At 72.1% G+C, this 24,534-nt stretch carries 21 protein-coding genes; 10 read left to right on the top strand and 11 right to left on the bottom strand.

Features of this window, described 5'->3' with window-relative positions:
- Positions 1-102: 102 nt before the first annotated feature.
- The 6 genes from phnE (MFF58_RS04900) to MFF58_RS04880 all read right to left on the bottom strand — a co-directional run bounded on the left by phnE (MFF58_RS04900) (position 103) and on the right by MFF58_RS04880 (position 5,841).
- Positions 103-915, bottom strand: coding sequence for a phosphonate ABC transporter, permease protein PhnE (gene phnE / locus MFF58_RS04900; RefSeq protein WP_238285732.1), 813 nt, complete (start codon positions 913-915; stop codon positions 103-105).
- Complete coding sequence (gene phnE, locus MFF58_RS04895; protein WP_238285730.1) at positions 912-1,718, bottom strand: phosphonate ABC transporter, permease protein PhnE; 807 nt, start codon at positions 1,716-1,718, stop codon at positions 912-914. Before phnE (MFF58_RS04895) ends, phnE (MFF58_RS04900) begins: the two co-directional genes overlap by 4 nt.
- Complete coding sequence (gene phnC, locus MFF58_RS04890) at positions 1,715-2,533, bottom strand: phosphonate ABC transporter ATP-binding protein (protein ID WP_238285729.1); 819 nt, start codon at positions 2,531-2,533, stop codon at positions 1,715-1,717. Before phnC ends, phnE (MFF58_RS04895) begins: the two co-directional genes overlap by 4 nt.
- Positions 2,533-3,555: a phosphate/phosphite/phosphonate ABC transporter substrate-binding protein gene (gene phnD / locus MFF58_RS04885; protein WP_238285728.1), complete on the bottom strand. Its 1,023-nt coding sequence runs from the start codon at positions 3,553-3,555 to the stop codon at positions 2,533-2,535. The genes phnC and phnD overlap by 1 nt, the downstream gene beginning before the upstream one ends.
- A 202-nt stretch (positions 3,556-3,757) precedes the next feature.
- Entirely contained in the window at positions 3,758-3,889 is a 132-nt protein-coding gene (locus MFF58_RS32205) for a hypothetical protein (protein WP_279603105.1), read from the bottom strand.
- 197 nt (positions 3,890-4,086) lie between these two features.
- Positions 4,087-5,841, bottom strand: coding sequence for a DUF3369 domain-containing protein (locus tag MFF58_RS04880; RefSeq protein WP_238285727.1), 1,755 nt, complete (start codon positions 5,839-5,841; stop codon positions 4,087-4,089).
- Between the two features lie 134 nt (positions 5,842-5,975).
- Between MFF58_RS04880 and MFF58_RS04875 the strand changes: the two genes are divergently transcribed.
- From MFF58_RS04875 to MFF58_RS04860, 4 genes are all read left to right on the top strand, one after another.
- A complete protein-coding gene (locus tag MFF58_RS04875; RefSeq protein ID WP_238285726.1) occupies positions 5,976-6,746 on the top strand; it encodes a response regulator in 771 nt (256 codons plus the stop codon).
- 420 nt (positions 6,747-7,166) lie between these two features.
- On the top strand, positions 7,167-7,382 hold the full coding sequence (locus MFF58_RS04870) for a hypothetical protein (protein WP_238285725.1): 216 nt from the start codon (positions 7,167-7,169) through the stop codon (positions 7,380-7,382).
- A gap of 164 nt (positions 7,383-7,546) precedes the next feature.
- Positions 7,547-9,874, top strand: a complete 2,328-nt coding sequence (locus MFF58_RS04865) for a sensor histidine kinase (protein ID WP_238285724.1) — start codon at positions 7,547-7,549, stop codon at positions 9,872-9,874.
- Positions 9,871-11,496, top strand: a complete 1,626-nt coding sequence (locus MFF58_RS04860) for an ABC transporter substrate-binding protein (RefSeq protein WP_238285723.1) — start codon at positions 9,871-9,873, stop codon at positions 11,494-11,496. Before MFF58_RS04865 ends, MFF58_RS04860 begins: the two co-directional genes overlap by 4 nt.
- 7 nt (positions 11,497-11,503) lie before the next feature.
- Here the strand turns inward: MFF58_RS04860 and ugpB are convergent, their stop codons facing one another.
- Entirely contained in the window at positions 11,504-12,865 is a 1,362-nt protein-coding gene (gene ugpB / locus MFF58_RS04855) for a sn-glycerol-3-phosphate ABC transporter substrate-binding protein UgpB (protein WP_238285722.1), read from the bottom strand.
- Positions 12,862-15,201, bottom strand: a complete 2,340-nt coding sequence (locus tag MFF58_RS04850) for a sensor histidine kinase (RefSeq protein ID WP_238285720.1) — start codon at positions 15,199-15,201, stop codon at positions 12,862-12,864. Before MFF58_RS04850 ends, ugpB begins: the two co-directional genes overlap by 4 nt.
- A 221-nt stretch (positions 15,202-15,422) precedes the next feature.
- On the opposite strand from MFF58_RS04850, the gene MFF58_RS04845 reads away from it, so the two are divergent.
- From MFF58_RS04845 to MFF58_RS04830, 4 genes are all read left to right on the top strand, one after another.
- Complete coding sequence (locus tag MFF58_RS04845) at positions 15,423-15,608, top strand: hypothetical protein (protein WP_238285719.1); 186 nt, start codon at positions 15,423-15,425, stop codon at positions 15,606-15,608.
- Positions 15,609-15,853: 245 nt separating this feature from the next.
- Complete coding sequence (efeO, locus tag MFF58_RS04840) at positions 15,854-16,744, top strand: iron uptake system protein EfeO (protein WP_238285718.1); 891 nt, start codon at positions 15,854-15,856, stop codon at positions 16,742-16,744.
- 75 nt (positions 16,745-16,819) lie between these two features.
- Entirely contained in the window at positions 16,820-18,064 is a 1,245-nt protein-coding gene (gene efeB, locus MFF58_RS04835) for an iron uptake transporter deferrochelatase/peroxidase subunit (RefSeq protein ID WP_373323276.1), read from the top strand.
- Between the two features lie 242 nt (positions 18,065-18,306).
- On the top strand, positions 18,307-19,467 hold the full coding sequence (locus tag MFF58_RS04830) for an acyltransferase family protein (protein WP_238285717.1): 1,161 nt from the start codon (positions 18,307-18,309) through the stop codon (positions 19,465-19,467).
- A 142-nt stretch (positions 19,468-19,609) separates the two neighbouring features.
- Here the strand turns inward: MFF58_RS04830 and MFF58_RS04825 are convergent, their stop codons facing one another.
- The gene (locus tag MFF58_RS04825; RefSeq protein ID WP_238285716.1) at positions 19,610-19,891 is read right to left on the bottom strand and encodes a PilZ domain-containing protein; all 282 of its coding nucleotides are present in this window, start codon (positions 19,889-19,891) and stop codon (positions 19,610-19,612) included.
- Between the two features lie 245 nt (positions 19,892-20,136).
- On the opposite strand from MFF58_RS04825, the gene MFF58_RS04820 reads away from it, so the two are divergent.
- The gene (locus MFF58_RS04820) at positions 20,137-21,459 is read left to right on the top strand and encodes an ABC transporter substrate-binding protein (protein WP_238285715.1); all 1,323 of its coding nucleotides are present in this window, start codon (positions 20,137-20,139) and stop codon (positions 21,457-21,459) included.
- A 95-nt stretch (positions 21,460-21,554) separates the two neighbouring features.
- The gene (locus MFF58_RS04815; protein WP_238285714.1) at positions 21,555-21,716 is read left to right on the top strand and encodes a hypothetical protein; all 162 of its coding nucleotides are present in this window, start codon (positions 21,555-21,557) and stop codon (positions 21,714-21,716) included.
- Between the two features lie 25 nt (positions 21,717-21,741).
- Here MFF58_RS04815 and MFF58_RS04810 read toward each other — a convergent pair whose 3' ends face one another.
- Together MFF58_RS04810 and MFF58_RS04805 are read right to left on the bottom strand one after the other, a co-directional pair.
- Positions 21,742-22,947 carry a DUF2252 family protein gene (locus MFF58_RS04810; RefSeq protein ID WP_238285713.1) on the bottom strand — a complete coding sequence of 402 codons (1,206 nt, stop codon included), beginning with the start codon at positions 22,945-22,947 and terminating at the stop codon, positions 21,742-21,744.
- Between the two features lie 132 nt (positions 22,948-23,079).
- Positions 23,080-24,243: an alpha-hydroxy acid oxidase gene (locus MFF58_RS04805; RefSeq protein WP_238285712.1), complete on the bottom strand. Its 1,164-nt coding sequence runs from the start codon at positions 24,241-24,243 to the stop codon at positions 23,080-23,082.
- Between the last annotated feature and the right edge of the window lie 291 nt (positions 24,244-24,534).

Raw genomic sequence — 24,534 nt, 5'->3', positions numbered from 1 at the left:
TGGCCCGCGGGCGAGACCAGGGCCGTGCCGCGGGCATCGTGGCGTCCACCGCCCGCACCGCCCCCTCGGGGCCGGTCGGGACCCTGATCCTGATCGGCCGGATCAGAGCGTCCGCGACCGAAGCTGCGTGACCACGATCTCCGCCAGGATGACGACACCGAAGATCGCCGCGAGCACCACCGCCACCTGATCCCAGTAGAGCAGGTTCAGCGCGGTATCGAGGGCGACGCCGATGCCGCCCGCGCCGACCAGGCCGAGCACGGCCGATTCCCGGATGTTGATGTCCCAGCGGAACAGCGCGATTGACCAGAAGGCCGGCTTCACCTGCGGCCAGTAGCCGAGCAGCAGGGTCGAGAGCCGCCCAGCCCCGGCGGCCTGCAGCGCCTCGATGGAGCCGCGGTTGGCTTCCTCCAGCGCCTCGGCGAAGAGTTTGCCGGTGAAGCCGACGGAGCGCAGGGCGATGGCCAGCGTGCCGGCGAGCGGCCCGGGCCCGAACACCGCCACGAACAGCAGCGCCCAGACCAGGGAATTGACCGAGCGGGACGTCACGAAGACGAACTTCGCCAGCAGGTTCAGGGCCAAGCTGGACGTCACGTTCCGCGCCGCCAGCAATCCGATCGGGACCGCGATCCCGATCGCGATCAGCGTGCCGAGCGTCGCGATGTGCAGCGTCTCCACCAGGGCCCGGAGGGTCGGGCCGACATAGCCGAGATCCATCGGCCACATGCGGCCGAACAGGTCGGCGAGCTGGTCGGGGGCGTCGTAGAGGAATTCCGGGATCACCTCGATGGTGCGCAGGCTCGCCACGAAGGCGGCCACCGCGAACAGGGTGAAGGCGAGCCGCGCGAGACGCTTCAGCGGCGTGAAGCGCTGCCAGCGGCGGGGGGTCGGGGCGGCGGAGGCGGCGGCGCTCACTGGAACACCCTGCGTGCCCAGCCCGACACGATCTCGGCCACCATGATCAGCGTGACGATGACGATCAGGATCGCCAGCACGACGTCGTAGTCGAAGCGCTGATAGGCGGTGAACAGCGTCGCGCCGATGCCGCCGCCGCCGACGATCCCCACCATGGTGGAGTTCCGGAGGTTGGAATCGAGCTGGTAGGTGGCGAAGCCGATGAAGCGCGGCAGCACCTGCGGCTGCACGCCCATGATCAGGGTCGACAGGAAGCCCGCGCCCGTCGCCCGCACCGCCTCGACCTGCTTGAGGGAGATCTCCTCGATCGCCTCGGCGAACAGCTTGGCGATGAAGCCCACCGAGGCGACGATCAGCGCCATCACGCCCGCGAGCGCCCCGAAGCCGATCGCCTTCACGAAGAGGATCGCCACGATGATCGGGTGGAACGAGCGGCACAGGGCGATGAGCGCCCGCATCGGCCACGTCACCCAGGGCGGCATGAGGTTACGGGCCGCCAGGAAGCCGATCGGCAGCGCGACCGCGATGCCGATCACCGTCGCGATCACGGCGATCTGCAGGCTCTCGGCGATGCCGGACTGGATCAGCTCCCAGCGCGAGAAGTTGGGCGGGAACATCCGGGCCAGGAACTGGCGGCCGTGGCCGAGCCCGCTGGCGAGGCGCTCCGGCTCGAAGCCGAGCTGGGTGGCGGCGTAGAGCGCGTAGAGGGCGAGGAGCGCCCAGCCGGCGCGCGCCGTCCAGTTCGGGCGGAAGGCGACGTCGCGGGAGGCGCCCGAGGGATCCGGTCCGGTCCGCGCGCTCATTCGAGCCAGTTCTCGCCGCCGTAGATGCCGCGCAGGTCGCGCTCGCTCAGCCGGTCGGGCGGACCGTCGTAGACCACGTGCCCGCCCGACATGCCGACGATGCGTGCCGCAAACCGCTGGGCCAGCGCCACGTTGTGGATGTTGACGACCACCGGCACGCCGCGCTCGGCCGCGAGCCGCGACAGGATCTCCATGATCTCGACGGAGCTCTTCGGGTCGAGGGACGAGGTCGGCTCGTCGGCGAGCACGATCTCGGGCTCCTGCATGATCGCCCGCGCGATGCCGACGCGCTGGCGCTGCCCCCCGGAGAGGGCGTCGGCCCGGCGCGTGGCGAAGCCCGAGAGGCCGACCGCGTCGAGCAGCTCGAAGGCTCGGGCGATGTCGGCCTCGGGGAAGCGCCGCAGCCACGCGCGCCAGGCCGGCACGTAGCCGAGGCGCCCGCAGAGCAGGTTCTCCATCACGGTGAGCCGTTCGACGAGGTTGTATTCCTGGAACACCATCCCGATCCGGCGGCGCGCCCGGCGCAAGCTGCGGCCGGAGAGCTGGGCGAGGTCCTCGCCGCGGAACAGGATCTCGCCCGAGGTCGGCTGCACGAGCCGGTTGATGCAGCGGATCAGGGTGCTCTTGCCGGTTCCCGACGGGCCGATGATGGCGGTGAGGCCGGTGCCGGGCACCACGAGGTCGATGCCCTTCAGGACCGGCTGTCCGGGCCGATACTCCTTGGTGAGCCCGCGGATGACCAGGGCGCGCGGGTCATCCGCCCGGACGTCCGCGCCGGGTCCGGCGGCGGTCTCGCGCAGCGCGGATCCCGCCATCACGGCTTGCCCGCGCCGTCCGCCTTCTTGCGCGCCGCCTCGGCCTCGCGGGCGGCCTCCCGCTCGTAGGCGGCCTTGTTGTAGGGCGTGCCCGAATCCTCAGCGACCTTGCGGACGATCGCCCAGTCCTTGAGGTAGGTGATCGGCGCGAAGCGGTCGTCGCCCTCGAAGTCCTTCACCATGTCGGGCGGGAAGCGGAAATCGTAGAAGCACTGCTTCAGCTTCTCGGCGAGTTCCGGCTTGAGATCGTGGGCGTAGGCGAAGCCGGAGGTCGGGAACTTCTCGCTCTTGTAGATCACCCGGTAATCGTCGCCCTTGATCGTCCCGCGGGCGACCATGCGGTAGAACACGTCGGAGGCCACCGGGGCCGCGTCGTAGTCGCCGGTGCCGACGCCGAGCGCCGACTTGTCGTGGCCGCCCGAGTAGATGAGCTTGTAATCCTCGCCCGGCTTCAATCCCTGCTCCGGGAACAGCGCCTTGGGGGCGAGATTGCCCGAGTTCGACGACGGGGCGGTATGGGCCACGCGCTTGCCCTTAAGGTCGGTCAGCGTCTTGTACGGGCTGCTCGCCTTCACCACGACGATGAGGTTGTAGCCCTCGGAGCCCTTCTCGGTGCCCTTGGCGGCGAACGGGACCGCGCCGGCCATGTTGACGGCAAAGCCCAGCGGGCCCGTCGAGAAGCCCGCCACCGTGAGCCGGCCGGAGCGCATCGCCTCGATCTCGGCCGAGTTCGACTGCACGGGATAGTAGACCACCCGCTTGCCCGTGCATTGCGACAGGTAGGTGGTGAACGGCTTGAAGGAATTCTCGTAGACCGCCGGATCCTCGACCGGCGTGTAGGCGAACACGATGACGCTCGGGTCGCGGGTCTTGGCCGGCACGTCCGCGACGAGGTCCTTGTTGGCGTCGCAGTAGGCGTCGTCGAGCTGGCCGCGATTGGCGCACTCGTCGGCCAGGGCGGGCGAACCCGAACCCAGTCCCCAGAGCAGCGCCAGGGCTGCACCGCATCGGGCGAATGTCACGCGGTTTCCTCCATGCGGAGCAAGGCCTTGAGGCCCGCTCCGCGCCGTTGCCGCTCGATCCGGGCCGAGCTTGAGCCGGCAAGCTTGTAGGCGTCACATTCCGGCTCGCGCAAGGCCGCGGGCACCGGGGCCCTTGAGAGATGCGGCGCGGTGACAGGTCCTGTCACGCCGCCGCCCGACCGGCCTTCAGGCGGATCCGCCGTCAGACGAAATGCGTCGGCAGCGCCAGGCCCTGCGCGTACTGGACGAGCGCCAGCGCCAGTCCTGCGATCATGGTCCACGCCACGACGCGGTCCGTGCCGGTGAGTCCGGTGGTCATCATCTGAGTGGCCATGTGACGTCTCCCCATCGCGGCAACCGTCGCTCGGCTGCTTCGGAGCGGCGTTATGGCCAAGCTCATTTGCGCGATGATTGCGTCGACTGTTTCGTCCGCCACGCGCGGGACCGATCAGCCCCGCCGGGCGAGACGGCCGCGAACCCTTCGCCGCCCGACTCCCCGCCGGGCAATCCGCCGAGGCTCCGCGCGGACGGTCAGTACAGCCCGACCGCCTCTTCCGGGAAGCGGACCGAGAACACGGCCCCGAGGCCGGGCCCCGCGCTCTCGGCCGTCGCGCGCCCCCCATGCAGCTCGGCGATGCGCCGGACGATCGAGAGCCCGAGGCCCGTGGAGTTCTCGCCGCCGGTGGGCTTCGCCGAGAGGCGCTGGAAGCGCCCGAACACCCGGGTCGAATCCTCCGGCGACAGGCCGGGGCCGTGATCGGCGACCGCGCAGACCAGCTCCGCGCCCCGCGGGCCCGGCTCGCGGCTCACCCGCACGGTGATCGCGCCCCCCTCCGGGCTGTACTTGATGGCGTTGGAGACGAGGTTGTCGAGGGCCTCCCGCAGGCGCTCGGCGTCGCCGCACAGGAACAGCTCCTCCGGCCCCTCGCAGACGAGGGTCTGGCCCTTGGCGTCGGCCAGCGGCCGGTCGGCCTCGCACACCTCCCGGGCGAGGCCCGCGAGGTCCACCGGCTCGCGCCGCAGGCTGATGTCGAGGGCGTCGTTCATCGCGTCCGCCATGAGGCTGTCGATCATGGCGGTCAGGCCCTTGGCGCTGGTGCGCACGTGCTCGATCTGCGCGCGCATCTGCGCCCGGTCGCCCTGGAGGTCGATCAGGTCGGACAGCATCTCGGCGCGGCCGAGGATCACCGCCAGCGGGTTCTTCAGGTCGTGCGCGATGGTGCCGAGGATCTCGGTCTTGAGGCTGTTGGCCCGCCGCAGGTCCGAGCGCTGCAGGTCCAGCCGGCGGTTCGCCCGGATCAGCTCGGCGGTGCGCTCGACCACCCGCCGCTCCAAGTCGGCGTTGGTCTGCTGCAGCCGCTCGTAGAGGATGACGTTGTCGAAGGCGATCGACAGCCGGCTCGTGAACAGCGCGATGAGCGAGCGGTCCGTCTCGGAGAGCTGCCGGTCGGCCTCGATCAGCGCCACGATCTCGCTGCCGCTCGCGGTGTGCAGGTACAGGGTCGACCAGTGCTCGCCGAAGCTGTGGCGGCGCTCCGCGAAGGCCCGCTCGACGAGGGGCTGCACGCGCTCCTCCAGCGGCCAGGCCGGCTCGCGGCCCGCGTAATGTCCGTAGCAGCCGGACCCGGCCAGGACGCAGAAGCGCTCCTGCGGGGCCGCGGTCTCGCGGAGCACGAGGATGCCCGCGCAGGCCACGTTCAGGAGCGAGGCGACCTGGGTGAGAACGCCCTCGGCCAGCCGCTGCATCGACTTGTGGTCGAGGAGCATCGGCGCCGCGTCGATGATGATCTCCAGCCCGCGCCGGGTCTCGTCCAGGCGCTTGAGTTGCTGGTAGGCGCGCAGGGCCGCGGTGAGGCTGGTGAACAGCTTGTCGGCCGTCAGCTCGGTCTTGGCCTTGTAGTCGTTGATGTCGTAATCGACGATGATCCGCCGCTCCGGCGCCTGGCCGGGCTGGCCGGTCCGCAGGATGATCCGCACCGTCTCCTGCCGGAGGTCGCGCCGGATGTAGTCGACCAGCTCCAGCCCGGCATTGTCGGTCTCCATCACCACGTCGAGCAGCACCACCGCCACGTCGCGGCGCTCGGCGAGCAGCACCCGCGCCTCCGCGGCCGACCGGGCGGTGAGGATCTCCAGGCCGCGCCCGTCGAGGGTGTAGCTCGCCAGGGCGTAGCGGGTGCCGTCATGGACCGCCGGATCGTCGTCGATCACGGCGATGACCCACGCCCCCGCGCTCGGCGGCGCCTCATCGAGATCGTCGGGGATCAACGTGAGGGTATCGTCATCCATGGCTATGGCCTGAAATGCCGTTCGAAACCTGACGAGTACGCTAGCAATCGTGTTGAAAGCTTGTCACGCTATCGTATGCCGATACGATTCCTGCATTCGTTCCAAAGCGGAACCGGAAAGTGCGCGCAGCCGCGATGAGCATTCCAGAATGGCCAGCGCCCGCGGCCGCCCGTGGCGGCGCGGCGGTCCCCTCGATCGCCGTGGTCGATGACGAGGCGGCGACCCGCGAGATGGTCGGCGATTACCTGAAGCTCCACGGCTTCGGGGTGGTCCTGTGCGACGGCGGGCGCGCGTTGCGGGAGCACCTCGCCCGCCACAGCCCGGACCTGATCGTGCTCGACCTCAACATGCCGGAGGAGGACGGGCTCTCGATCGTGCGCGACCTGAAGGCCCGGACGGCGATTCCGATCATCATGCTCACCGCCACGGCGAGCGCCATCGACCGGGTGGTCGGGCTGGAACTCGGGGCCGACGATTACCTGCCCAAGCCCTGCGAATTGCGGGAGCTGGTGGCGCGGGTGCGGTCGGTGCTGCGCCGCGTTCAGGCACCGGGCCACGCGGTGGCCGCGGCTGCCCCGGGGCCGGAGCCGGGACGCCGAATCCGGTTCGGGACCAAGTGGCTGGAGCTCGACGCCCTGCGCCTGAGCGACGATGCCGGCCTCGAACAGGCGCTGACCCGCTCGGAATTCGATCTCCTGAAGGCGTTCGCCGACCACCCGCGGCGGGCCCTGTCGCGCGAGCGCCTGCTCGACCTCGCCGATGCCCGCGATCCGGACGCGTTCGACCGCGCCATCGACGTGCGGATCAACCGCATCCGCAAGAAGGTCGAGCCGGACCCCGGCAATCCGCGCTACATCCGCACCGTCCGGGGCCTCGGATACATATTTCGCCCCGAGGGCGACTGACGGGCGGCAGCGGAATGTTGCCTCGTTGCGCGAGAACGCAACATTTCAGCCGGCAGACCGGGCGGGACGCAATAACGGCGGCACGGAACACGTCTATCAGCGTGGCAGACTCGAGGGCCGCGGGCGCCCGGAGGACAGGCCATGCGACATGTGATCGGAACCTCTTCGGCCGCGGCAGCCGGCACGGTCTGCGTCCTGATGCTCGTCGGCCTGGTCGCCCCGGGCGGGGGCGAGCCGGCGGCGCGCGGGGCGCAGACCTCCGCCGCCTCGCCCCGTGACGGCGCTCCCTGTGCGGCGGCCTGGCCGTATCCGCCGGGCTCCTGTGCGGGGGCCGGCGCCGCGGAGAGTCCGGCGCCCCGCCGCGTCCGGCTCATCGCGGTCGATCCCGCGCCCCGTCCGCGGTGAAGGGCGGAGGCCGCCATGCCGCATTTCAGCGACGATCCCGGTTCCGGCGAAGATCCCGACCTGCTGCTCCGGCTGCAACTCATGCTGCGTGGCCGCCACGCCGCGCCGCGGCGCCTGCCGACCCGTGAGGAGCGGTTCGGCGTGCCGACGCCCCGCGATGGCGCGCGCGACCCGCAGGATGCCGTCCTGGCCGCCCCCGAGCCGCGACCCGCCGGATCCCGGCCCCGCTGAAACCGCCCGCCGGGGATGGTTCCGCCGCCCTCCCCGCCCGCGCGGCGCAGCGACCCGGCGGCGCCGAGCCGGCCGCCGACCGGGGACGCGCCGGAGCGCCGCCGGATTGCTCCGCGCAGGGGCACGGCTTTAAGTTGCTGCCGGACCCCTATGGCGGGACGCGGATGCGGGTTGGACCCAAGATCGCCCTGGTCGGAGGCGTGCCGATCCTCGCCGCCGGCGCGATCGCCATGGCGGGCTGGCTCCTCCTGGCCCAGGAGGAGCGCGCCCGCGGCGGGGCGGTGCTGGTCGCCGACGTGTACCACGACCTCGCCACCGCGCGCCTCGTCCGCGACCAGTACGCCGCCGCGGACGCGCAGGACCGCCCCCCCTACGCCGCGCGCTTCGCGAGCCTGACGGCGCGGGCCGAAGCTGGCCTGGGTCGGCTCGCGGGCTTCGCCCGCATCGACGCGCAGCGCGCGCGCATCGCCTCGGTGGAGGAGGCCCTGGCCCGCTACCGGGGCCAGATGGAGGCCTTCATCCGCCGCACCCAGGAGAATGACGGCCTGATCCGCGAGATGACGCAGCGGGCCGACACCCTGATCGACCTCACCGACCGGGCGCGCCTGCGACAGCAATCCTCGAACGCCGACCTCGCCCGCTCGCTGGCCGAGAAGGTCGAGGCGCTGCGAGTCGCCCGCGGCCTCGTCGTTCACCTCAACACGCTGCGGGCCCGGAGCGCGGAGAGCGCGGTGCTCGCCGCTCAGGCCGGCGCCCAGAACACCGGCCCGGCGGCAGACCCGGCCGGCCCCTCGGTCGCGGAGGCCGAGGCCCAGCGCGCGCAGGCCCGCGTCCGCACCGCCAGCCGCGACCTGGCGGCGGCTTTGCGGTTCGACGGCCGGGCGGCCGAGGCCGAGGCGCTCGACGCGCTGAGCGCGGAGACGGCGGGGCAGAGCCCGGATCGCGGCGCGAAACTCGACGGGTGGATCGAGCGCACCCTCAAGATCGAGACCTCCGGCCAGGAGAGCCTGCACGACGAGGTGGCTCAGCTCCTGGCCTATTCGGTGGAGGCCAACGAGATCGAGCAGGCCACCCAGAACGTCGCCATCGGCACCCTCAAGCTCGGCCCGCGCACCGCCGGCGCCCTGCTGCACCGGGATGCCGCCCTGGCGGAGCGGATGCGCGAGGCGGGGGAGCGCCTCGCCCGGAGCGCCAACGCCCTGCCGATCTCGCCGCTGATCCAGGCCGAGATGGTGCAGGCCCTCGACGGCTGGCGGGCACGCCTCACCACCACGATCGGCGGCCTGCGGCAGCAGAACGCGATGATCGTCGCGATGGACGGGCTCGCTGCGACGATGATCGACAGCGCCAAGGCCCTCAACGACGCCTTCGTGGGGGATGCCGACCGGTTCGGCATCTTCATCCAGCGGATCCTCCTCGCCGGCGCGGCCGGGCTGCTGCTGTTCGGCGCCCTGGTGGTGATCTTCGTCGCCCGCTCGATCCTGGTGCCCCTGCGCGCCCTCCAGGGCGACATGGTGATGCTGACCGCCAATCCGGCGGGCGCGGCCGTGCGCGGCACGGGGCGCCGGGACGAACTCGGCGACATCGCCCGCGCCACCGCGGTCTTCGTCTCGGAGATCACGCGCCGGGAAGGGGCGCTGCGCCGCGCCAAGGATCAGGCCGACGTCGCCCTGGTCGAGCTGCGCCGGACCCAGGACAACCTCGTCCGGGCCGAGAAGCTCGCCTCCCTGGGGCAGCTCGTGGCCGGCGTGGCGCACGAGATCAACACGCCGCTGGGCATCGCGCTGACCACCGGGACGCTCATGAGCGACGAGGCGCGCACCTTCCGGACGGGCCTCGCCGCCGGCACGCTGTCGCGCTCCCGGCTGAACCACTTCGTCGACCGGGTCGAGGAGGGCGCCACCCTGCTCTGCACCAACCTGACCCGGGCCGCCGATCTCGTCCAGGGCTTCAAGCAGGTCGCGGTGGACCGCGTCAGCGACGAGAGCCGCAGCGTCGAACTCGCGACCTGGCTCGACGATCTGCTGGCGAGCCTGCAACCGATGCTGCGCAAGGGCGGCCACGTCGTGGAGCGCGCCTGCCCCGCCGGCCTCGTCATCGGCACCAATCCCGGCGTGCTGGCGCAGATCGTGACCAACCTGATCGCCAACGCGGTCGTGCACGGTTTCCGCGCCGGCCAGGCGGGCCGGATCACCGTGGCGGTGTCGGAACGCGCCGACGGCCTCGTGCGGATCGAGGTCCGCGACACCGGTCAGGGCATCCCCCCGGAGCACCTCGACCGGATCTTCGATCCGTTCTTCACGACGGCGCGCAGCGCCGGCAGCACGGGGCTCGGCATGCACATCGTCCACAACCTCGTGACCGCCAAGCTCGGCGGCCGCATCGCGCTGACGAGCGAACCCGGCCAGGGGACCACCGTGCAGGTCGAGTTTCCCGCCCGGCCCGCGGCGACGGCGGCCCGGCCGCTCCCCGTCGCGATCGGGACGCCGTGAGACGCGCCGCCGGTCACCGGGCCGGGCTCCTCGCCCTCGCGGCCGGCCTGCTGGTCAGCCCGGGTCCGGCGGCGTCCCGCACCTTCGTGTTCTGCTCGGAGGGCAGCCCGGAGAGCTTCGATCCCGCCCGCGCCACGACCACCACCACGATGAACGCGGCGTGGCAGGTCTACAATGCGCTGGTGGAGTTCGCGCCCGGCACCACGACGATCCGCCCGGCGCTCGCCGAATCCTGGACGGTCTCGGAGGACGGCCGGACCTACGTGTTCACCCTGCGGGACGGCGTGCGCTTCCACGCCAACGCGCGCTTCACCCCGACCCGCCCCCTGAACGCCGAGGATGTGGTGTTCTCCTTCGCCCGGCAGCGGCGCCCCGGACCCGACGGCGCCGCGCAGGGCTTCACCTACTTCCACGACCTCGGCCTCGCCGACCTGATCGAGGCCGTCGACGCCCCGGACCCGCGCCACGTCCGCTTCCGGCTGCGCGAGGCCGACACCACCTTCCTGGCCAACATCGCGCAGGCCTTCGGCGCCGTCCTGTCGGCCGAGTACGCGGCCGCCCTCGCGGCCGGCAACGCGTCGGACGACCTCGCCCGTGCGCCGATCGGGACGGGCCCGTTCGTGTTCGAGGGCTACCGGCCCGACCAGGTCCTGCGCTACCGCGCCTTCCCGGATTACTGGCGCCGCGCGGCGGACGAGGGCGAACCGGGCGAGCGCCCCGACGGCCTCGTCTTCGCGATCACGCCGAACGCGGCGGTCCGGCTGACCAAGCTGCGGGCCGGGGAATGCCACGCCATGGCGTTCCCGGCCACCGGCGACCTCGACGCGATCCGCGCGGAGCCGGGCCTGAGGCTGCTCGCGCTCGCCGAGCTGAACGTGGCCTACCTCGCCCTCAACACGACCCGCGCGCCCTTCGGCGACGTCCGGGTGCGGCGCGCGGTCAACCTCGCGATCGACCGGCAGGCGATCGTGGCGGGCGTCTACGGCGATGCCGGCATCCTGGCGCAGGGCCCCCTGCCGCCGGGGATCTGGGCCCATGACGGGGACCTGCCGGATACCCCCTTCGACCGCGCCGAGGCCCTGCGCCTGCTGGCGGAGGCGGGACTCGCCGAGGGCTTCGACGTCGAACTCTGGTATCCGCCGGTCAGCCGGCCCTACAACCCGAACGGCCGGCGCGTCGCCGACATGATCCAGGCCGACCTCGCGCGGGTGGGCATCCGCGCCCGCCCGGTGACGCGCGCCTGGAACGCGTACCGCGCCGCCCTCTACGGCGGGGAGCCCAGCCTGATGCTCTACGGCTGGACGAGCGACAACGGCGACCCGGACAACTTCCTGAACGTCCTGCTCGGCTGCAAGGCCGCCCAGACCGGCGGGGCCAACCTCGCCCGCTGGTGCGACCCGGCCTACGACCGGCTGGTCGAGGCCGCCCGCCGCACCGGCGACCGGGAGACGCGTCTGGCCCTGTACCGCCGGGCCCAGGTCCTCGTCCGGCAGGCGATGCCCTGGGTCCCCCTGGCCCACACCAAGGTGCATCTGGCGCTCCGCAACGACGTGCTCGGCCTGACGATGGATCCCCTCGGCCGCCACCTGTTCGAGACGGTGCGGTTCCGCGCTTCCCGGTGAGGCCAGCTCACTTCTTGGTCCGCTGCTGGAAGACCCGCAGCACCTGGTTGCCCCGCGCCACGGCGTCGTCGAGGGCCTCCTGCGGCGACTTCGCCCCGTTCAGCGCCGCCTCCAGCTCCTCCGCCCACAGGTCGCGGATCTGCAGCATGTTGCCCAGGCGCAGGCCGGCGGTGTTGCGCGTCGGCGGGCGCCGGGTGAGTTCCTGCACGGCGACGTGGAGCTGCGGGTGCCGCTCGAAGAACCCCTCCGCCACCGCGTCGGCATAGGCGCCGCGCGTGGTCGGGATGTAGCCGGTGTTCCGGTACAGCGCGGCCTGCTGCCGTCCCTCCATGAGGAAGGCCAGGAACCGGGCGACGCCGCGGTACTCGTCCGGCGTCTTGCCCTGCATCACGTAGAGCGAGCCGCCGCCCAGGATCGCGTTCTGCGGCTCCGCGACCAGGTCGGGGTAGAAGGGCATCGGCGCGACCGTCCAGTCGAACCGGGCCGCGGTGGAAACCTTGCCGTACAGGCTCGACGAGGTGAGGAAGATCGCGCAGTCGCCCGAGACGAACCGGCCCTCCCCCCGGTTGACGCGGTCGTTGTACTCGAACACGCCCGCCCGCTTCAGATCGACGAGGTTCTGAAGGTGGCGGACCTGGAGCGGGCCGTTGAAGACGAGTTCGGCGTCGTAGCCGTCGAGGCCGTTGGACCGGGTCGCGAGCGGCCGGTCGTGCCAGACGGAGAGCTGCTCGAGATGCACCCAGGTCGGCCAGGCCGAGGACAGCGCGCACCGCTTGCCGTCCGCCGCCTTGATCCGCCGCGCGGCCTCGAAGACCTCCGGCCAGGTCGCCGGCAGGCGCTTGGCGTCGAGGCCCGCCTGCCGGAGCCGGTCCCGGTTGATCCACATCACCGTCGAGGAGACGTTGAAGGGCAAGGACAGCATCCCGCCCTCGGCATCCAGGTAGTTGGTGGCGACGACCGGCAGGAAATCCTCCGGCCTCGCCGAGAGCCCCGCCTCCCGCATCACGGTGGCGACGGGCCTGACGGCGCCGATCGCGGCCGCCATGGTGCCGTTGCCGACCTCGAAGACCTGCAGCAGGTGCGGGGCCGCGCCGGTGCGGTACGCCGTGATGCCGCTGCTGATCGTCTCCGCGTAGGAGCCCTTGTAGACCGGCACGACCCGGTAGTCGGGCTGCGACGCGTTGAACGTCTCGGCGATGCGGGTCACCAGCTCGCCGTTGGGCCCGTCGAGGGCGTGCCAGAACTGCAGCTCGGTGAGGGCGGCGGCCGGCAGCGGGCGCAGCGTGAGGATCAGGCCGGCGAGCGCGCCGGCGATCCGCCGCCGCAGGCGGCCGACGCCGTGCGGGGAAGGTTGGGTCGCGCCGCTCATGCCAGCCGCTCCGGGAGCCACAGCCGCAGCACCGTGCCGGCGCCGCTCTGCAGTTCGACCCGCCCCTGGAGGCGGTTCACCACGAGGTTGTGGACGATGTGCAGCCCCAGGCCCGTCCCCCCGCGGGCGCGGGCCGTGGTGAAGAACGGGTCGAACACGCGGCCGAGATCGGCGCCGTCGATGCCGCGCCCGTCATCCGCGATGGACAGGCCGATCCCGTCCGCGGTCCGGAACCCCGTGATGGTGATGCGGCCGCCCTCCCGGTCCTGGAAGCCGTGCTCGATCGCGTTCTTGACGGCGTTGGTGACGACCTGCGCCAGGATGCCGGGGAGCGTGTCGACGACGAGGTCGGGCGGGCAGGCCACGACGAAGACGTGCCGGCCCGGCCGCGCCAGCGCCCGCAGGCTCTTCAGCAACTCGTCGATCCAGTCCGCGAGGTTCAACGCCCTCCGGTCCTCGATCGCCTGGTCGGCCGCCACCTGCTTGAAGCTGTAGAGCAGGTCGGCCGCCCGCATGAGGTTGCTGGTCAGGAGCTGCGCGCCCTCCCGCATGCGCCCGGCATACTGGGTCAGCCGCGAGCGGGAGAGCTGGTTGTCCCCGACCATGCGCTCGAACGCGGCCGAGTCGGACTGGACCTGCGTCGCGGTGGTCAGCGCGATGCCCAGCGGTGTGCTGATCTCGTGCGAGACGCCCGCGACGAGCTGGCCCAGCGAGGCGAGACGCTCGGCCCGGATCAGGTCCTCCTGCGCCTGCCGCAGGGTCACCAGCGCGTCGTCGGCCCGCTGGGACGCGTTGCGCCGGTCCGCCTCCCGGCGGCGGATCTGCTCCAGGAACGCGTTGGTCGCCCGGGCGATGTCGCCGAGTTCGTCCCGCCGGGTGAGCAGGTGGTCGTCCCGGCCGATATCCTCGGGGGCGGGCGCGGCGGCGGCGGTGACGATGCTGTGCTGGAGGGCGTGCAGCGGCCGCGTGATCGAGCGCGCCACCGCGGCGGCGGCCCCGATCCCGAGGCACAGGGCCCCGAGGGCCCCGACGATCAGGAGCTGCCGGATCACGCTGCCGAACTGGTCGGCGTCGTCGATGAAGGCCCGGCTCAGGGTCTGGGCGTTGGCGCTCATGGTGGCTGCCCGCCGGTCCATGTCGGCGATGGTCTCGTTCTGCTCGCCGATCTTCTCGATCGTCGCGGCGAGCTGCGTGCGCCACCCGTCGATCGCCCCCGCCATCTCGTCCCGGATGCTCACCGGGATGAGCAGCGTCCGGGAGGTGCCGGACAGATCCGCGCCCGCCGCCAGCACCCGCGACGCCTCGGCGGTGTCCCGGCGCGCCAGCGCCGCATCCGTCCGCCGGGCGAGGCGCAGGGCCGTGAGGGCGATATCCTGGGCGGAGAGTTCGGCCTCGTTCGACAGGACGGAGTGGCGGATGAGGAGCGCGACCTCCTCGTACAGGCGGCTCTGGCGGGCGACGTTGACCTGGACGAGCTGGTCGCACCACTCGACCAGCACCCGGCCCGCCTGGGTGGCGCGGGTCAGCTCGAACCCTTCGGAGAGCACGCGGTTGAGGTCGTCCTCGGTCCGGCTCCGGTCGCGGTAGGCCTTCAGCAGCTCCGTCGCCCGGTCGGCCGCCCCGGCCTCGCCGTCGACGCGCAGGACCCGGCGCAGCCGGTCGCCCACCGCATCGAGCTGCCGCAGGTCGCCGGCGAGTTCGTCGAACTCGATCGGGAAGACCGGCCGGCCGATGCGCGCCCGGTTCAGCTCCGCCGTGCTGATCGCCTCGTGCAGCTCCCGCAGCGCGGTGACGACGCCCTGGTTCCGCTCCAGCTCGGTGTCTTTGACGGCCAGGACCGCGATCAGCTGGGCGTTGTCCTGCTGCTGGCGCCGGCGCGCGACGTCGGTCAGCGCCACCAGGGCGTCCGCCCGCCGGGCCATGTCGGCGATCGTGGCGTTCGCGGTCCGCTCCGAGAGGAGGAGCGCGCGCATCCGCGTCACCTGCGAGGTCAGGTCACCCGTCACGGTCGCCACCAGGGCCGACTGGCCGCGCGTCCGCGCCAGCCGCTCCAGCCGGTCGAGCTGCCCGGCCGCCGTCGCGGCCCGCTCGTCGAAGCGGCGCTCGGCCTCGTCCCGCCGCTCGGGGCCGCCACTGACGGCATCAGCCCGCGCCCGGTTCATCGCCGTGAGGGTCTGTGCGGTCTCCGTCGCCACCACGGCGCCGGCTCGGGCGCGCTCGGCCTCGCGGAGCAGGATCCAGGCGCCCAGCGCGATCGCGGCCGCGACCAGGATCGGGATCGCCCCAACCACGAGGACGCGGCGGGCGATGCCGGAATGGCTGAACCCGCGCATCATCGCGCCCCGCATCGTGCCCCACACCGCGTCCCGCGCCCCGCCACCGTTGCGGCCTCCAGATCCGTCGCCGACCCCGCGACGACACATTCGGTTATTGTGGCATCCGCGCGATGACTTCCCGAGAGCGATGAAGCAACACAGGACGCAATATTCCCGCAGCACGGCCCCCGTAGATACCGCCCCGCACAACGGTCCTCGAAGGCCGAAAAAGGGGAAACACCATGCTCGACGTCATCGCCCGCCTGCTGCTCTCGGCCGGCCTCATGGTCGGCACCACCTACCTGCCGATGCTCTCGCAGACCGTCACCGCCCTGCCGGCCGGCGCGCAGGCCTCCGCGATGCCCCCCCGGGCCTGCAGCGCGAAGCCTGCCGCCCTCGGCGCCCGCGCGCTCGCCTGCCTGGGCTGACCGGTCATGGACGCACTGCCGCTGGTCCTCCTCGTGGGCGGGAATATTCTGCTCGCCATTCTGCTCCCGCTCCTCGTCTGACCGCGCGGCCGTCCTGATCCACGGGGTGTCCGGAAGGCCTCTCCGGGACGAGCCGGTCGAACCGCCGCCGCCGCGGGCGGTTGCCCCTGGGCGCGGCCTCGGCTAGCCGAACGGTGCGGTCGGCTCGCGCCGCGCTCCGCGACAAGGTCTGCCGCCGGCCGCCCATGCCCGAGATTCCACGCCTCGCACCGGATCGACGCCGCGCCGCGGCCGTCGCCGTGGCGCTGATGGTCGGCCTCGGTGATCCGCGTCCGGGCTGGGCCCTCGAGCAGCCGGACAGCCCGCCGCGTCCCGCGCGCCCGTCCCGGCCGGCCGCGCCCGAGTTGGCCGCCGCCCTGGCGGCCTACAGGACCTACGTCGTCGCCCAGGCCGACGCCTTCGTGCGCGAGACCGCGCGGTTCGTCGCGGCGGTCCAGGCCGGGCAGCTCGCGGAGGCGCGCCGGCTCTACGCTCCGGCGCGCGCGCCCTACGAGCGCATCGAGCCCGTGGCGGCCTTGTTCCCCGACCTGATCAAGCGCCTCGACGTGCGCGGCGACGAGTTCGAACTGCGCGAGCGCGATCCCGCCTTCGTGGGCTTCCACCGCCTGGAGATGGCGCTCTTCACCCACGGCAGCACGGAGGGGCTCGGCGAGGCCGCGGAGCGCCTCGCCGCCGAGACCGTGATCCTGCGCGACCGGGTCGCCGGGCTGGCCATCCCGCCCGCCAAGGCGGTCGGGACCGCCTCGGCCCTGATCGAGGGGATCGCCGCCACCAAGATCAGCGGCGAGGAGGAGCGCTACAGCCGCACCGACCTGTGGGACTTCCAGGCCAACATCGAGGGCTCGAAGGTGGTGTTCACGCTCCTGCGCCCGCTGCTGGCGGACCGGGATTTCGTGGCGCGGGTCGAGCGCAGCTACAAGCGGGTCGAGGACCTGCTCGCCCGCTATCGCAGCCCGGACGGGGGCTTCCAGAGCTACGACAACCTCACGGCCCGGGACCGGAATGCCCTCAAAGGGCCGATCACCTTGCTGGCCGAAGATCTGTCGACCCTGCGCGGTCGGCTGGGAATCGACTGACAAAATTGCCAAGGCGCCGCCCTGTGGTCTTTATTCGAGACAACAAGCGGTAGAACGATCAGATTTCGTCGAGCGATGATGCATTCCCCTGCACCGGTCTCCACCCGCCGCCGGTTCCTCGGCGGCCTCGGCGCGGCCGCGCTCCTCGGCCCGGCCCGGGCCGAGGACGCGACGCCGACCACCGCCACGGAGGGGACCCTCGTCGCCCAGCCCTTCTACGGGCTCCATCAGGCTGGGATCGTGACGCCGCAGCCGGCCGCCTCCCTGTACGTGGCCTTCGACGTGCTGGCCGAGCGGCGCGGCGAGCTTCCCCACCTGTTCCGGACGCTCTCCGAGCGCCTCGCCTTCCTGACGCAGGGCGGCACCGTGCCGGATGTCCACCCGCAGCTGCCGCCGCGCGATTCCGGCATTCTCGGGCCCACGGTCCTGCCCGACAACCTCACCGCCACCCTCTCGGTCGGCGCGAGCCTGTTCGACTACCGGTTCGGCCTGGCGCGCGCCCGCCCGCGCCATCTCGGGCCCATGGAGCGCTTCTCCAACGACGCCCTCGACCCGGCCCAGTGCCACGGCGACCTGCTGATCCAGTTCTGCTCGAACACCGCCGAGACCAACATCCACGCCCTGCGCGACGTGCTCAAGGCGACGCCCGGCCTCCTCGCGCCCCGCTGGAAGATCGAGGGCTTCCTGCCGCCGCACGTGGTGAAGACCATGGGGGCGGATACTGTCCGCAACATGCTGGGCTTCAAGGACGGCACCGCGAACCTCGACGTCCGGGATCCCCGGCTGATGGACCGCTACGTCTGGGTCGGGCCCGGGCAGGAGGAGCCGGCCTGGGCGGTCGGGGGGAGCTACCAGGTGGTGCGGATCATCCGCACCCTGGTCGAGCGGTGGGACCGCACGCCCCTCGGGGAGCAGGAAGCGATCATCGGCCGGCACAAGGGCAGCGGCGCGCCGCTCAAGCGGGGCCACGAGCGCGACGTGCCCGACTACGCCGCCGATCCGGACGGCGAGACCGTCTCGCTCGCCGCCCATATCCGCCTCGCCAACCCGCGCCTGCCCGGCACGGAGGGCAGCCTGATCCTGCGCCGCAGCTACAACTACTCCCGCGGGCTCACAGCGGCCGGCCAGCTCGACATGGGCCTGCTGTTCGTCTGCTATCAGGCCGATCTCTCCGCCGGCTTCGTCACCGTGCAGAACCGCCTCTCCGGCGAAGGCCTCGAGGAGTACATCCGCCCGATCGGCGGCGGCTACTTCTTCGCTCTGCCCGGAACGCCCCGACCCGGGAATTACCTGGGGGACGGGCTGCTGGCCGCCGTGTAGGCCGTTCGAGCCGCGCCCGCGCGCCGGCCGCCGGCCTGCACCGGGCCGCGATCCCGGCCCGGGAGGGCATCGTCCCGATGCCGTTCCCGCGCGGGGAGACGCGCTTCGGAATCGCCCGTCCCGGGGACCGATCCGTCCCCGCCTCCTGGCCGGGAGGCCGATCATGCGGGCCCGGTCGTGGCGCTTTCTTAGCGAATGGCGGGCGATGAAAGGCGGATCCGTCCCGCAACCGGACCACGCGCATGCAGACCGTCGGCTCCGTACTCGACAGGCGCGGGGGCCTCGCCCCCGGCTTCGACCTGCTCCGGATCGTCCTGGCGGTGTCGGTCGTGATCTGGCACGGGCGCGCCATCGTCAACAACGAGATCACCCGGGTCGACGGCTTCTTCGAACTCGGCAGCTACGGCATCATCGCCGCCTTCTTCGGGCTGAGCGGCTTCCTGATCACCGGGAGCGCCCTGCGCCTGCGTCTGCGCGACTTCCTCCTCAACCGGGCGCTGCGGATCCTGCCCGCCCTGGCCGTGGAGATCGTGCTCAGCGCCGTCGTCCTGGGGCCGGCGTTCACGGTGCTGCCGCTGGCGCACTACGCCGCCGACCCGCAGACCTACCGGTACTTCGCCAATATCCTCGGGCTCATCGTCTACACGCTGCCGGGCGTGTTCGCCCACAACCCCACCGACGTCGTCAACGGCTCGCTCTGGACCATCCCGCACGAGATCGCCTGCTACGCGCTCATGTCGCTGTGCGTGCTGACCGGCCTCCTGCGGCGGCCGAGGCTGGTCGTCGGCGCGGCCGCCCTGATCATCCTGCTCGGCTTCATCCTCGGCGTCGTCGGCACGGGCGAGCCCGCGAGCCTGCCGGCGCGCCTGGCCGACAAGCTGCTCGTCGACAAGGCTTCGCGCCTCTACGTGGCGTTCCTCTTCGGGATCGCGGCCTATCTGTATCGCCACCGCCTCCCCTACGATCCGCGCCTGATCGGCGTGGCGGCGCTCGTCGTGGCCGCGGCCGGCGCACTCGACCTGACCGCCGTGACGGCGGTGCCGGTCTTCCCGTTCCTGAACCTCGTGGTCCTGCCGGCGCTGGTCTACCTCACGGTCTGCCTGGGCGTGACGGACCTCTGGGTGCCCACCCTGCTGCGGCGCGGCGACTATTCCTACGGGATCTACCTGTACGGCTGGCCGCTCCAGCAGGCGCTGGTCGCCCTCGTGCCCGTGCGCAACACGACCCAGCAGGTCCTCCTGGCGCTGCCCTGCATCGTCCTGTTCGCGATGGCGTCCTGGCACCTGATCGAGCGGCCTGTCCTCGGTCTGCGGCGGCGCTTCTCGTTCGTCGCCTCGCGCCGGCTGGAGACCGGCGGGGTGCGGCCCGCCGAGCCCGCCCCGGGTCTCGGACCGGCGCGCTGAGCGGGTCCGGGCCCTCCTCGCTGGAGGGCGCGCCGCCGTCGCGACATCCGCGGACGGCCTCATCGCGGGTCTGTGGGGCCGGCTTCCGACAGCGCTGCGGGGCCGGCGCCCGGGGTGACGGCGTGGCCACCCGCCGGCGCCCTCAGCCGGGGATCACGTCCGGGGTCCCGACCCGGGATGCGAGGAAGGCCACGCCCACGTCGCTCGCGCGCCGCCACGCCACGCGCACCGCGTGCGGCTTCGGATCGGCGCCGATGCGCAGATCGAACATCCGGGGAACCGGCACGCCGGCCGGGAAGCTCAGGCATGCGCCGATGTTCGAGACGTTGAGCACCAGGCACTGCACCTCTGCGGCCGCGCTCGGGAAGGCGGCGTGCCCCGGCAGTGCGACCTTGGCCCTGAGCTTCGCGCGGCGCTCCTCCATGGTGTCGTCCCCCGTGGCGATCCTTCGCGGCGCAGTGTGACGGAACCGCCTTAACAGGCTGCTGCAGAGCCCTGCCCCCTGGACGCGGCCGGGCGGCCCCGTGATCGTCCCATCCGGACCCCGCTGGCCTGATTACTCCCCAGCCCGAAACGGAGACCGTATTGATGCGCTGCTCGTACCTACGTAGAAAATAGATACTGGGTATTCGGAGGTCGCGCGCTCATCGGGCCGTGGCGAGGGTGGCTATGTCGCGCGTCTTCGTCCTCCTCTCGGGCTGGCTGATGATCGTGGCCGCGCTGTCAGCCGCCCCACCTGCCCAGGCTCAGCAACCGGGGACGGGGCGGTTCGCCCCGACTCCCGATATCAAGAGCCTCCAAGACCAGTCTCCGTCTCCGAATACCCCACCATCCCGGATACAGAACGGCGACGGCCTCCGGGAGGGCGGCAACCGGACCGAGGTGCGGTTCGGCCTGATCGCCCCGTTCTCCGGCGCGAACAAGGAATTCGGTCGTCAGCTCGCGCTCGGTGTCGAGGCCGCGTTCAGCGCCGTGAACGAGGCCGGCGGGATCGGCCCCTACCGCCTGAAGCTCATCACCGCCGACGACGGATACGAGCCGTCGCGGACCCCGGATCTCGTCAGGCGCATGGCGGAGCGGGACGGGGTCGTGGGCTTCGTGGGGAATTTCGGCACCCCGACCGCGGCGGCGGTCCTGCCCTGGGTGCTTGATCACAGGCTGCTCTTCTTCGGCGCCTATACGGGCTCGGACCTCGTCCGGGCCGTGCCGCCGGATCGCTACGTCTTCAATTACAGGCCGAGCTACGCCGAGGAGACCGAGGCCGTCGTCCGCTACCTCGTGAACGTGCGCGGGCTGAAGCCGCGCGAGATCGCGGTCTTCGCGCAGGACGATCCGTTCGGCGAGGCCGGGTATGCCGGGGTGGTGAAGGCGCTGCGCACGCTGCAGGGGCGTTACGAGCCGCCGCCGCAGAAGCTCACCTACAAGCGCAACACCATCGACGTGGCGGCCGCGGTCGCCGCGCTCCGGGCGCGCAAGGTCCCGCCGAAGGCGGTGGTGATGGTGGCGCTCTATCGCCCGGCGGCCGAGTTCATCAAGCTCACCCGGACGCTCTACCCACGGATGATCTACACCGACGTCTCCGCCGTCGGTGCCACGGCCCTGGCCGAGGAACTCGCCCTGATCGGCCCCAAGGTCGGGGAAGGCGTGCTGGTCACCCAGGTGGTCCCGGCCGTGGGCGGCTACTCGAAGGCGGTTCTCGATTTCAAGGCTCAGTTGGCGAAGTCCTCTCCCGGGGAGAAGCCGGATTACGTGTCCTTCGAGGCGTATATCGACGCGAAGATCGTCATCGAGGCGGTCCGCCGGATCGCCGCCGCGCCGGGCGCGCGGATCGACGGCGACCGCCTCGCGGACGCCCTCGAGGGGATGGGCACCTTCGACCTAGGGCTCGGGACACCGCTGAAGTTCGGCCCGAGCGAGCATCAGGCCTCGCACATGATCTGGGGCACGCAGCTGGACGAGACCGGGAAGTTCGTCACCGTGGGCCTGCAATAGGTCCGCCGCCGGCCGACGTGTCCACGGGAAAACCCCGGTCCCGCGGAACGGCGCGGGCGCGTCCGCGCTTCACCGCCAGCGTCAGGGAGAAGAGCATGACCGAGAAGAAGGGTCACGGCAGCACGACCGCCAAGAAAGCCAACGCGAAGGCGAGCCGCGAGGGCAAGTCGAACCCGCGCACGTCGTCCAGCGCACAGGCGGAGCTCGGCAAGAAGGGCGGCAAGAGCGGCGGGAAGAGCGGCGGCAAGAGCACGTAGACGCGGTCGCCGCCGGGAGGGCCGCTCAAGCGGCCGCCCGGTCCGCGTAGCGGCGGCAATGGCGCAGGTAGCCGACCTCGTGGCGGCCGGCGAGTTCGACGACGCTCGACCACAGCCACGACGGGGCCTCCGCGCCGCCGGCCGCCCCCTCCAGGATCGCGGCGCGCCACGTCCCGCGAGCCCCCTCGTCCATCTGCCGGCCGTGGGCCTTGCCGACCACGAAGGCGAGGTAATGCGCCGCCCGCACCGCCTCTTCGCGGCTGAACTGGTCGACGTCGAGCTTGAGGTCCTGCGGGGCGAGCTCGCGCATCACCACGGGCTTGCCGAGGAGCCGCACCGGCAGCATGCGCGCACCCAAGTTCGGCGCGAGCGCCCGCGCGCCGGCGACGACGCGCTCGGCCGGATCCGCCGGCATGTCGGCATCCGGGGTGGCCGGGGCCGCGGGCTCGACCGCCTCCTTCAGATCGACCAGCGCGATGCTGCGCCGGCCGCCCGGCTCGACGATCCGCACGAGGGCGGCGTAGCGCAGGAAGCCCAGGGAGCTGCAGCCCTTCATCCAGTAGGCGGCGTCGACCAGGCGGACCTCCGACCCGTCGTCGCGTCCATTCAACTGCAGGACGAGTCGGCGCACCGCCTCCTGGCCGAAGAGCTCGTCGAGGGCCGCCCGCTCGGTGCCATCGAGGGCCCAGAACTTGCGCCCGAGCGGGATGGAGGGCTCCACGTCCTTCAGGCGCTCCCGGGCGAGGTGCTTCCACCGGCGGCCCAGGGCCCGGCGCCGGACGGTGCGGACCGCGTCGGGCTCGGGCGGTGCCGCGGTCCCATCGGGCCCCGACAGGCCCAACGCGTAGCCGCGGACCATCTCCTCCAGCATCCGGGCGGTGACGATCCCCGGCAGGTCCGAACCGCGGGCGGCGCTCGCGAGCGACAGGCCGAGGCGGATCAGATCGTGCGCGGGATTGCCCACCACGGTCTGGTCCAGGTCGCGGATCTGGATGTCGATGCGCCCGTCGGCGTCGGCGAGCGGACCCAGGTTGCCGAGGTGGCAGTCGCCGCAGATCCAGATCGGCGGCCCCTCCGGCAGGGTGCCCCGGGTGAGCCCGTCGAGCCATTCGTAGAACGCCACGGTGTTGCCGCGGACATACGCGTGGGCGGACCTCGCCATCTTCTGCATCCGCTGCCGCTCCAGGACCACCGCGCGCTCGTCGCGACCGAAGCTTCGGATCTCGGGCATTCCGTCCACCTGCTCACGCATCGCCGCGGCCTCGCTGCCGCCCCTGCCAACGCGTGAGAACAGGCAGGCAACACGCGTCGTTTCGTCTCTGCTGTGGATTACCGGGGCAGCGACTTCGTGGGCCGGGGCCGCTCACCAGCCGGGATGGTTGCTCAGGGGCGGCGCCCGGAGGATCGACCGGTCGATATCGAGGATGTCGCGGTGGCCGCACAGGGCCATCGTCATGTCGAGCTCCCGGCGGATGATGTCCAGGCACTGGGTGACCCCGGCCTGGCCATAGGCACCGAGGCCGTAGAGGAACGCGCGGCCGACGAACACGCCCTTGGCGCCGAGCGCCACCGCCTTCAGCACGTCCTGTCCCGAGCGGATGCCGCCGTCCATCAGCACCTCGATGCGGTGGCCGACCGCCTCGGCGATCTCCGGCAGGATCGCGATCGAGGAGGGCGCGCCGTCGAGCTGACGGCCGCCGTGATTCGAGACGACCAGCGACTCCGCCCCCGTCTCGACGGCGCGCATCGCGTCCTCGACGTCGAGGACGCCCTTGAGGATCAGGGGGCCCTTCCAACGGTCGCGGATGCGGCGGACGTCGTCCCAGTCGAGACGCGGATCGAATTGCTGCGCCGTCCAGGACGAGATCGAGCGAGTGTCGGCCACGCCCTCGACGTGGCCGACGATGTTGCGGAACGTGCGCCGCTCCGTCTGGAGCATGTGCCAGCACCAGCGCGGCTTGGTCATCAGGTCGAGGAGGGTCGCGGGGGTGAAGCGCGGCGGCGCCGACAGGCCGTTGCGGATATCCTTGTGCCGCTGGCCGAGGATCTGGAGGTCGAGGGTCAGGACCAGCGCCGAGCAGCCGGCCGCCTTGGCGCGGTCGATCAGCCGGTCGTTGAAGGCGCGGTCGCGCATGAAGTAGAGCTGGAACCAGAACGGTTTGGTGACGTGCTCGGCCACGTCCTCGATGCTGCAGATGCTCATCGTCGAGAGCGTGAACGGCACCCCGGCGGCCTCCGCGGCCCGCGCGGCCAGGATCTCGCCGTCGGCCCGCTGCATCCCGGTCAGGCCCGTGGGCGCCAGCGCCACCGGCATCGCCACGGCCTGGCCGGCCATCGTGGTGGCGAGCGACCGGTCGGTCATGTCAACCGCCACGCGCTGGCGCAGCTTGATCGCGGCGAAGTCCGCCTCGTTCGCCCGGTAGGTCGACTCGGTCCACGAGCCGGAATCGCAGTAATCGTAGAACATCCGCGGCACGCGCCGCTTGGCGACCCGCCGCAGGTCCTCGATCGTCGTCACGATGGTCATGGCGGCCTCACGCAATCAGGAAATGGCGACGGTCGCGGCCGGGGCTCGCATCCCCCGCAGACCCGTGCGGCGGCCAGCCGACGCGGCGCGGCCCGCGATGGTCTACCACCGCGCCGGATCGGGGAATACCGGGGCGTCGCGCCTCATCGCGCCTCATCGCGCCATCGCCCCGCGCCCCATGGCGACCGCGCACGAGAACGGCCGGCCGGGTTTCCCCGGCCGGCCGCTGGTATGTGGCGCGCCCGGGATGGGCGCGCGATCGGCGTGCGATCAGCGCAGGAGCTGAAGGAC

Source organism: Methylobacterium longum, assembly GCF_022179385.1.
Taxonomy (GTDB): domain Bacteria; phylum Pseudomonadota; class Alphaproteobacteria; order Rhizobiales; family Beijerinckiaceae; genus Methylobacterium; species Methylobacterium longum.
Note: the sequence above shows the minus strand (reverse complement) of the source record. Positions and strands in the feature narration are given on the sequence as shown.

Coding starts and splice junctions, on each gene's coding strand:
- phnC (WP_238285729.1), bottom strand. CDS start 2,533: ATGGCGGGATCCGCGCTGCGCGAGACCGCCGCCGGACCCGGCGCGGAC.
- MFF58_RS04825 (WP_238285716.1), bottom strand. CDS start 19,891: ATGGAGGAGCGCCGCGCGAAGCTCAGGGCCAAGGTCGCACTGCCGGGG.
- MFF58_RS04870 (WP_238285725.1), top strand. CDS start 7,167: ATGCCGCATTTCAGCGACGATCCCGGTTCCGGCGAAGATCCCGACCTG.
- MFF58_RS04845 (WP_238285719.1), top strand. CDS start 15,423: ATGCTCGACGTCATCGCCCGCCTGCTGCTCTCGGCCGGCCTCATGGTC.
- phnE (WP_238285730.1), bottom strand. CDS start 1,718: ATGAGCGCGCGGACCGGACCGGATCCCTCGGGCGCCTCCCGCGACGTC.
- MFF58_RS04820 (WP_238285715.1), top strand. CDS start 20,137: ATGTCGCGCGTCTTCGTCCTCCTCTCGGGCTGGCTGATGATCGTGGCC.
- MFF58_RS04805 (WP_238285712.1), bottom strand. CDS start 24,243: ATGACCATCGTGACGACGATCGAGGACCTGCGGCGGGTCGCCAAGCGG.
- efeB (WP_373323276.1), top strand. CDS start 16,820: ATGATGCATTCCCCTGCACCGGTCTCCACCCGCCGCCGGTTCCTCGGC.
- MFF58_RS04850 (WP_238285720.1), bottom strand. CDS start 15,201: ATGATGCGCGGGTTCAGCCATTCCGGCATCGCCCGCCGCGTCCTCGTG.
- ugpB (WP_238285722.1), bottom strand. CDS start 12,865: ATGAGCGGCGCGACCCAACCTTCCCCGCACGGCGTCGGCCGCCTGCGG.
- MFF58_RS04865 (WP_238285724.1), top strand. CDS start 7,547: ATGCGGGTTGGACCCAAGATCGCCCTGGTCGGAGGCGTGCCGATCCTC.
- efeO (WP_238285718.1), top strand. CDS start 15,854: ATGCCCGAGATTCCACGCCTCGCACCGGATCGACGCCGCGCCGCGGCC.
- MFF58_RS04830 (WP_238285717.1), top strand. CDS start 18,307: ATGCAGACCGTCGGCTCCGTACTCGACAGGCGCGGGGGCCTCGCCCCC.
- MFF58_RS32205 (WP_279603105.1), bottom strand. CDS start 3,889: ATGGCCACTCAGATGATGACCACCGGACTCACCGGCACGGACCGCGTC.
- MFF58_RS04810 (WP_238285713.1), bottom strand. CDS start 22,947: ATGCCCGAGATCCGAAGCTTCGGTCGCGACGAGCGCGCGGTGGTCCTG.
- MFF58_RS04880 (WP_238285727.1), bottom strand. CDS start 5,841: ATGGATGACGATACCCTCACGTTGATCCCCGACGATCTCGATGAGGCG.
- MFF58_RS04815 (WP_238285714.1), top strand. CDS start 21,555: ATGACCGAGAAGAAGGGTCACGGCAGCACGACCGCCAAGAAAGCCAAC.
- MFF58_RS04875 (WP_238285726.1), top strand. CDS start 5,976: ATGAGCATTCCAGAATGGCCAGCGCCCGCGGCCGCCCGTGGCGGCGCG.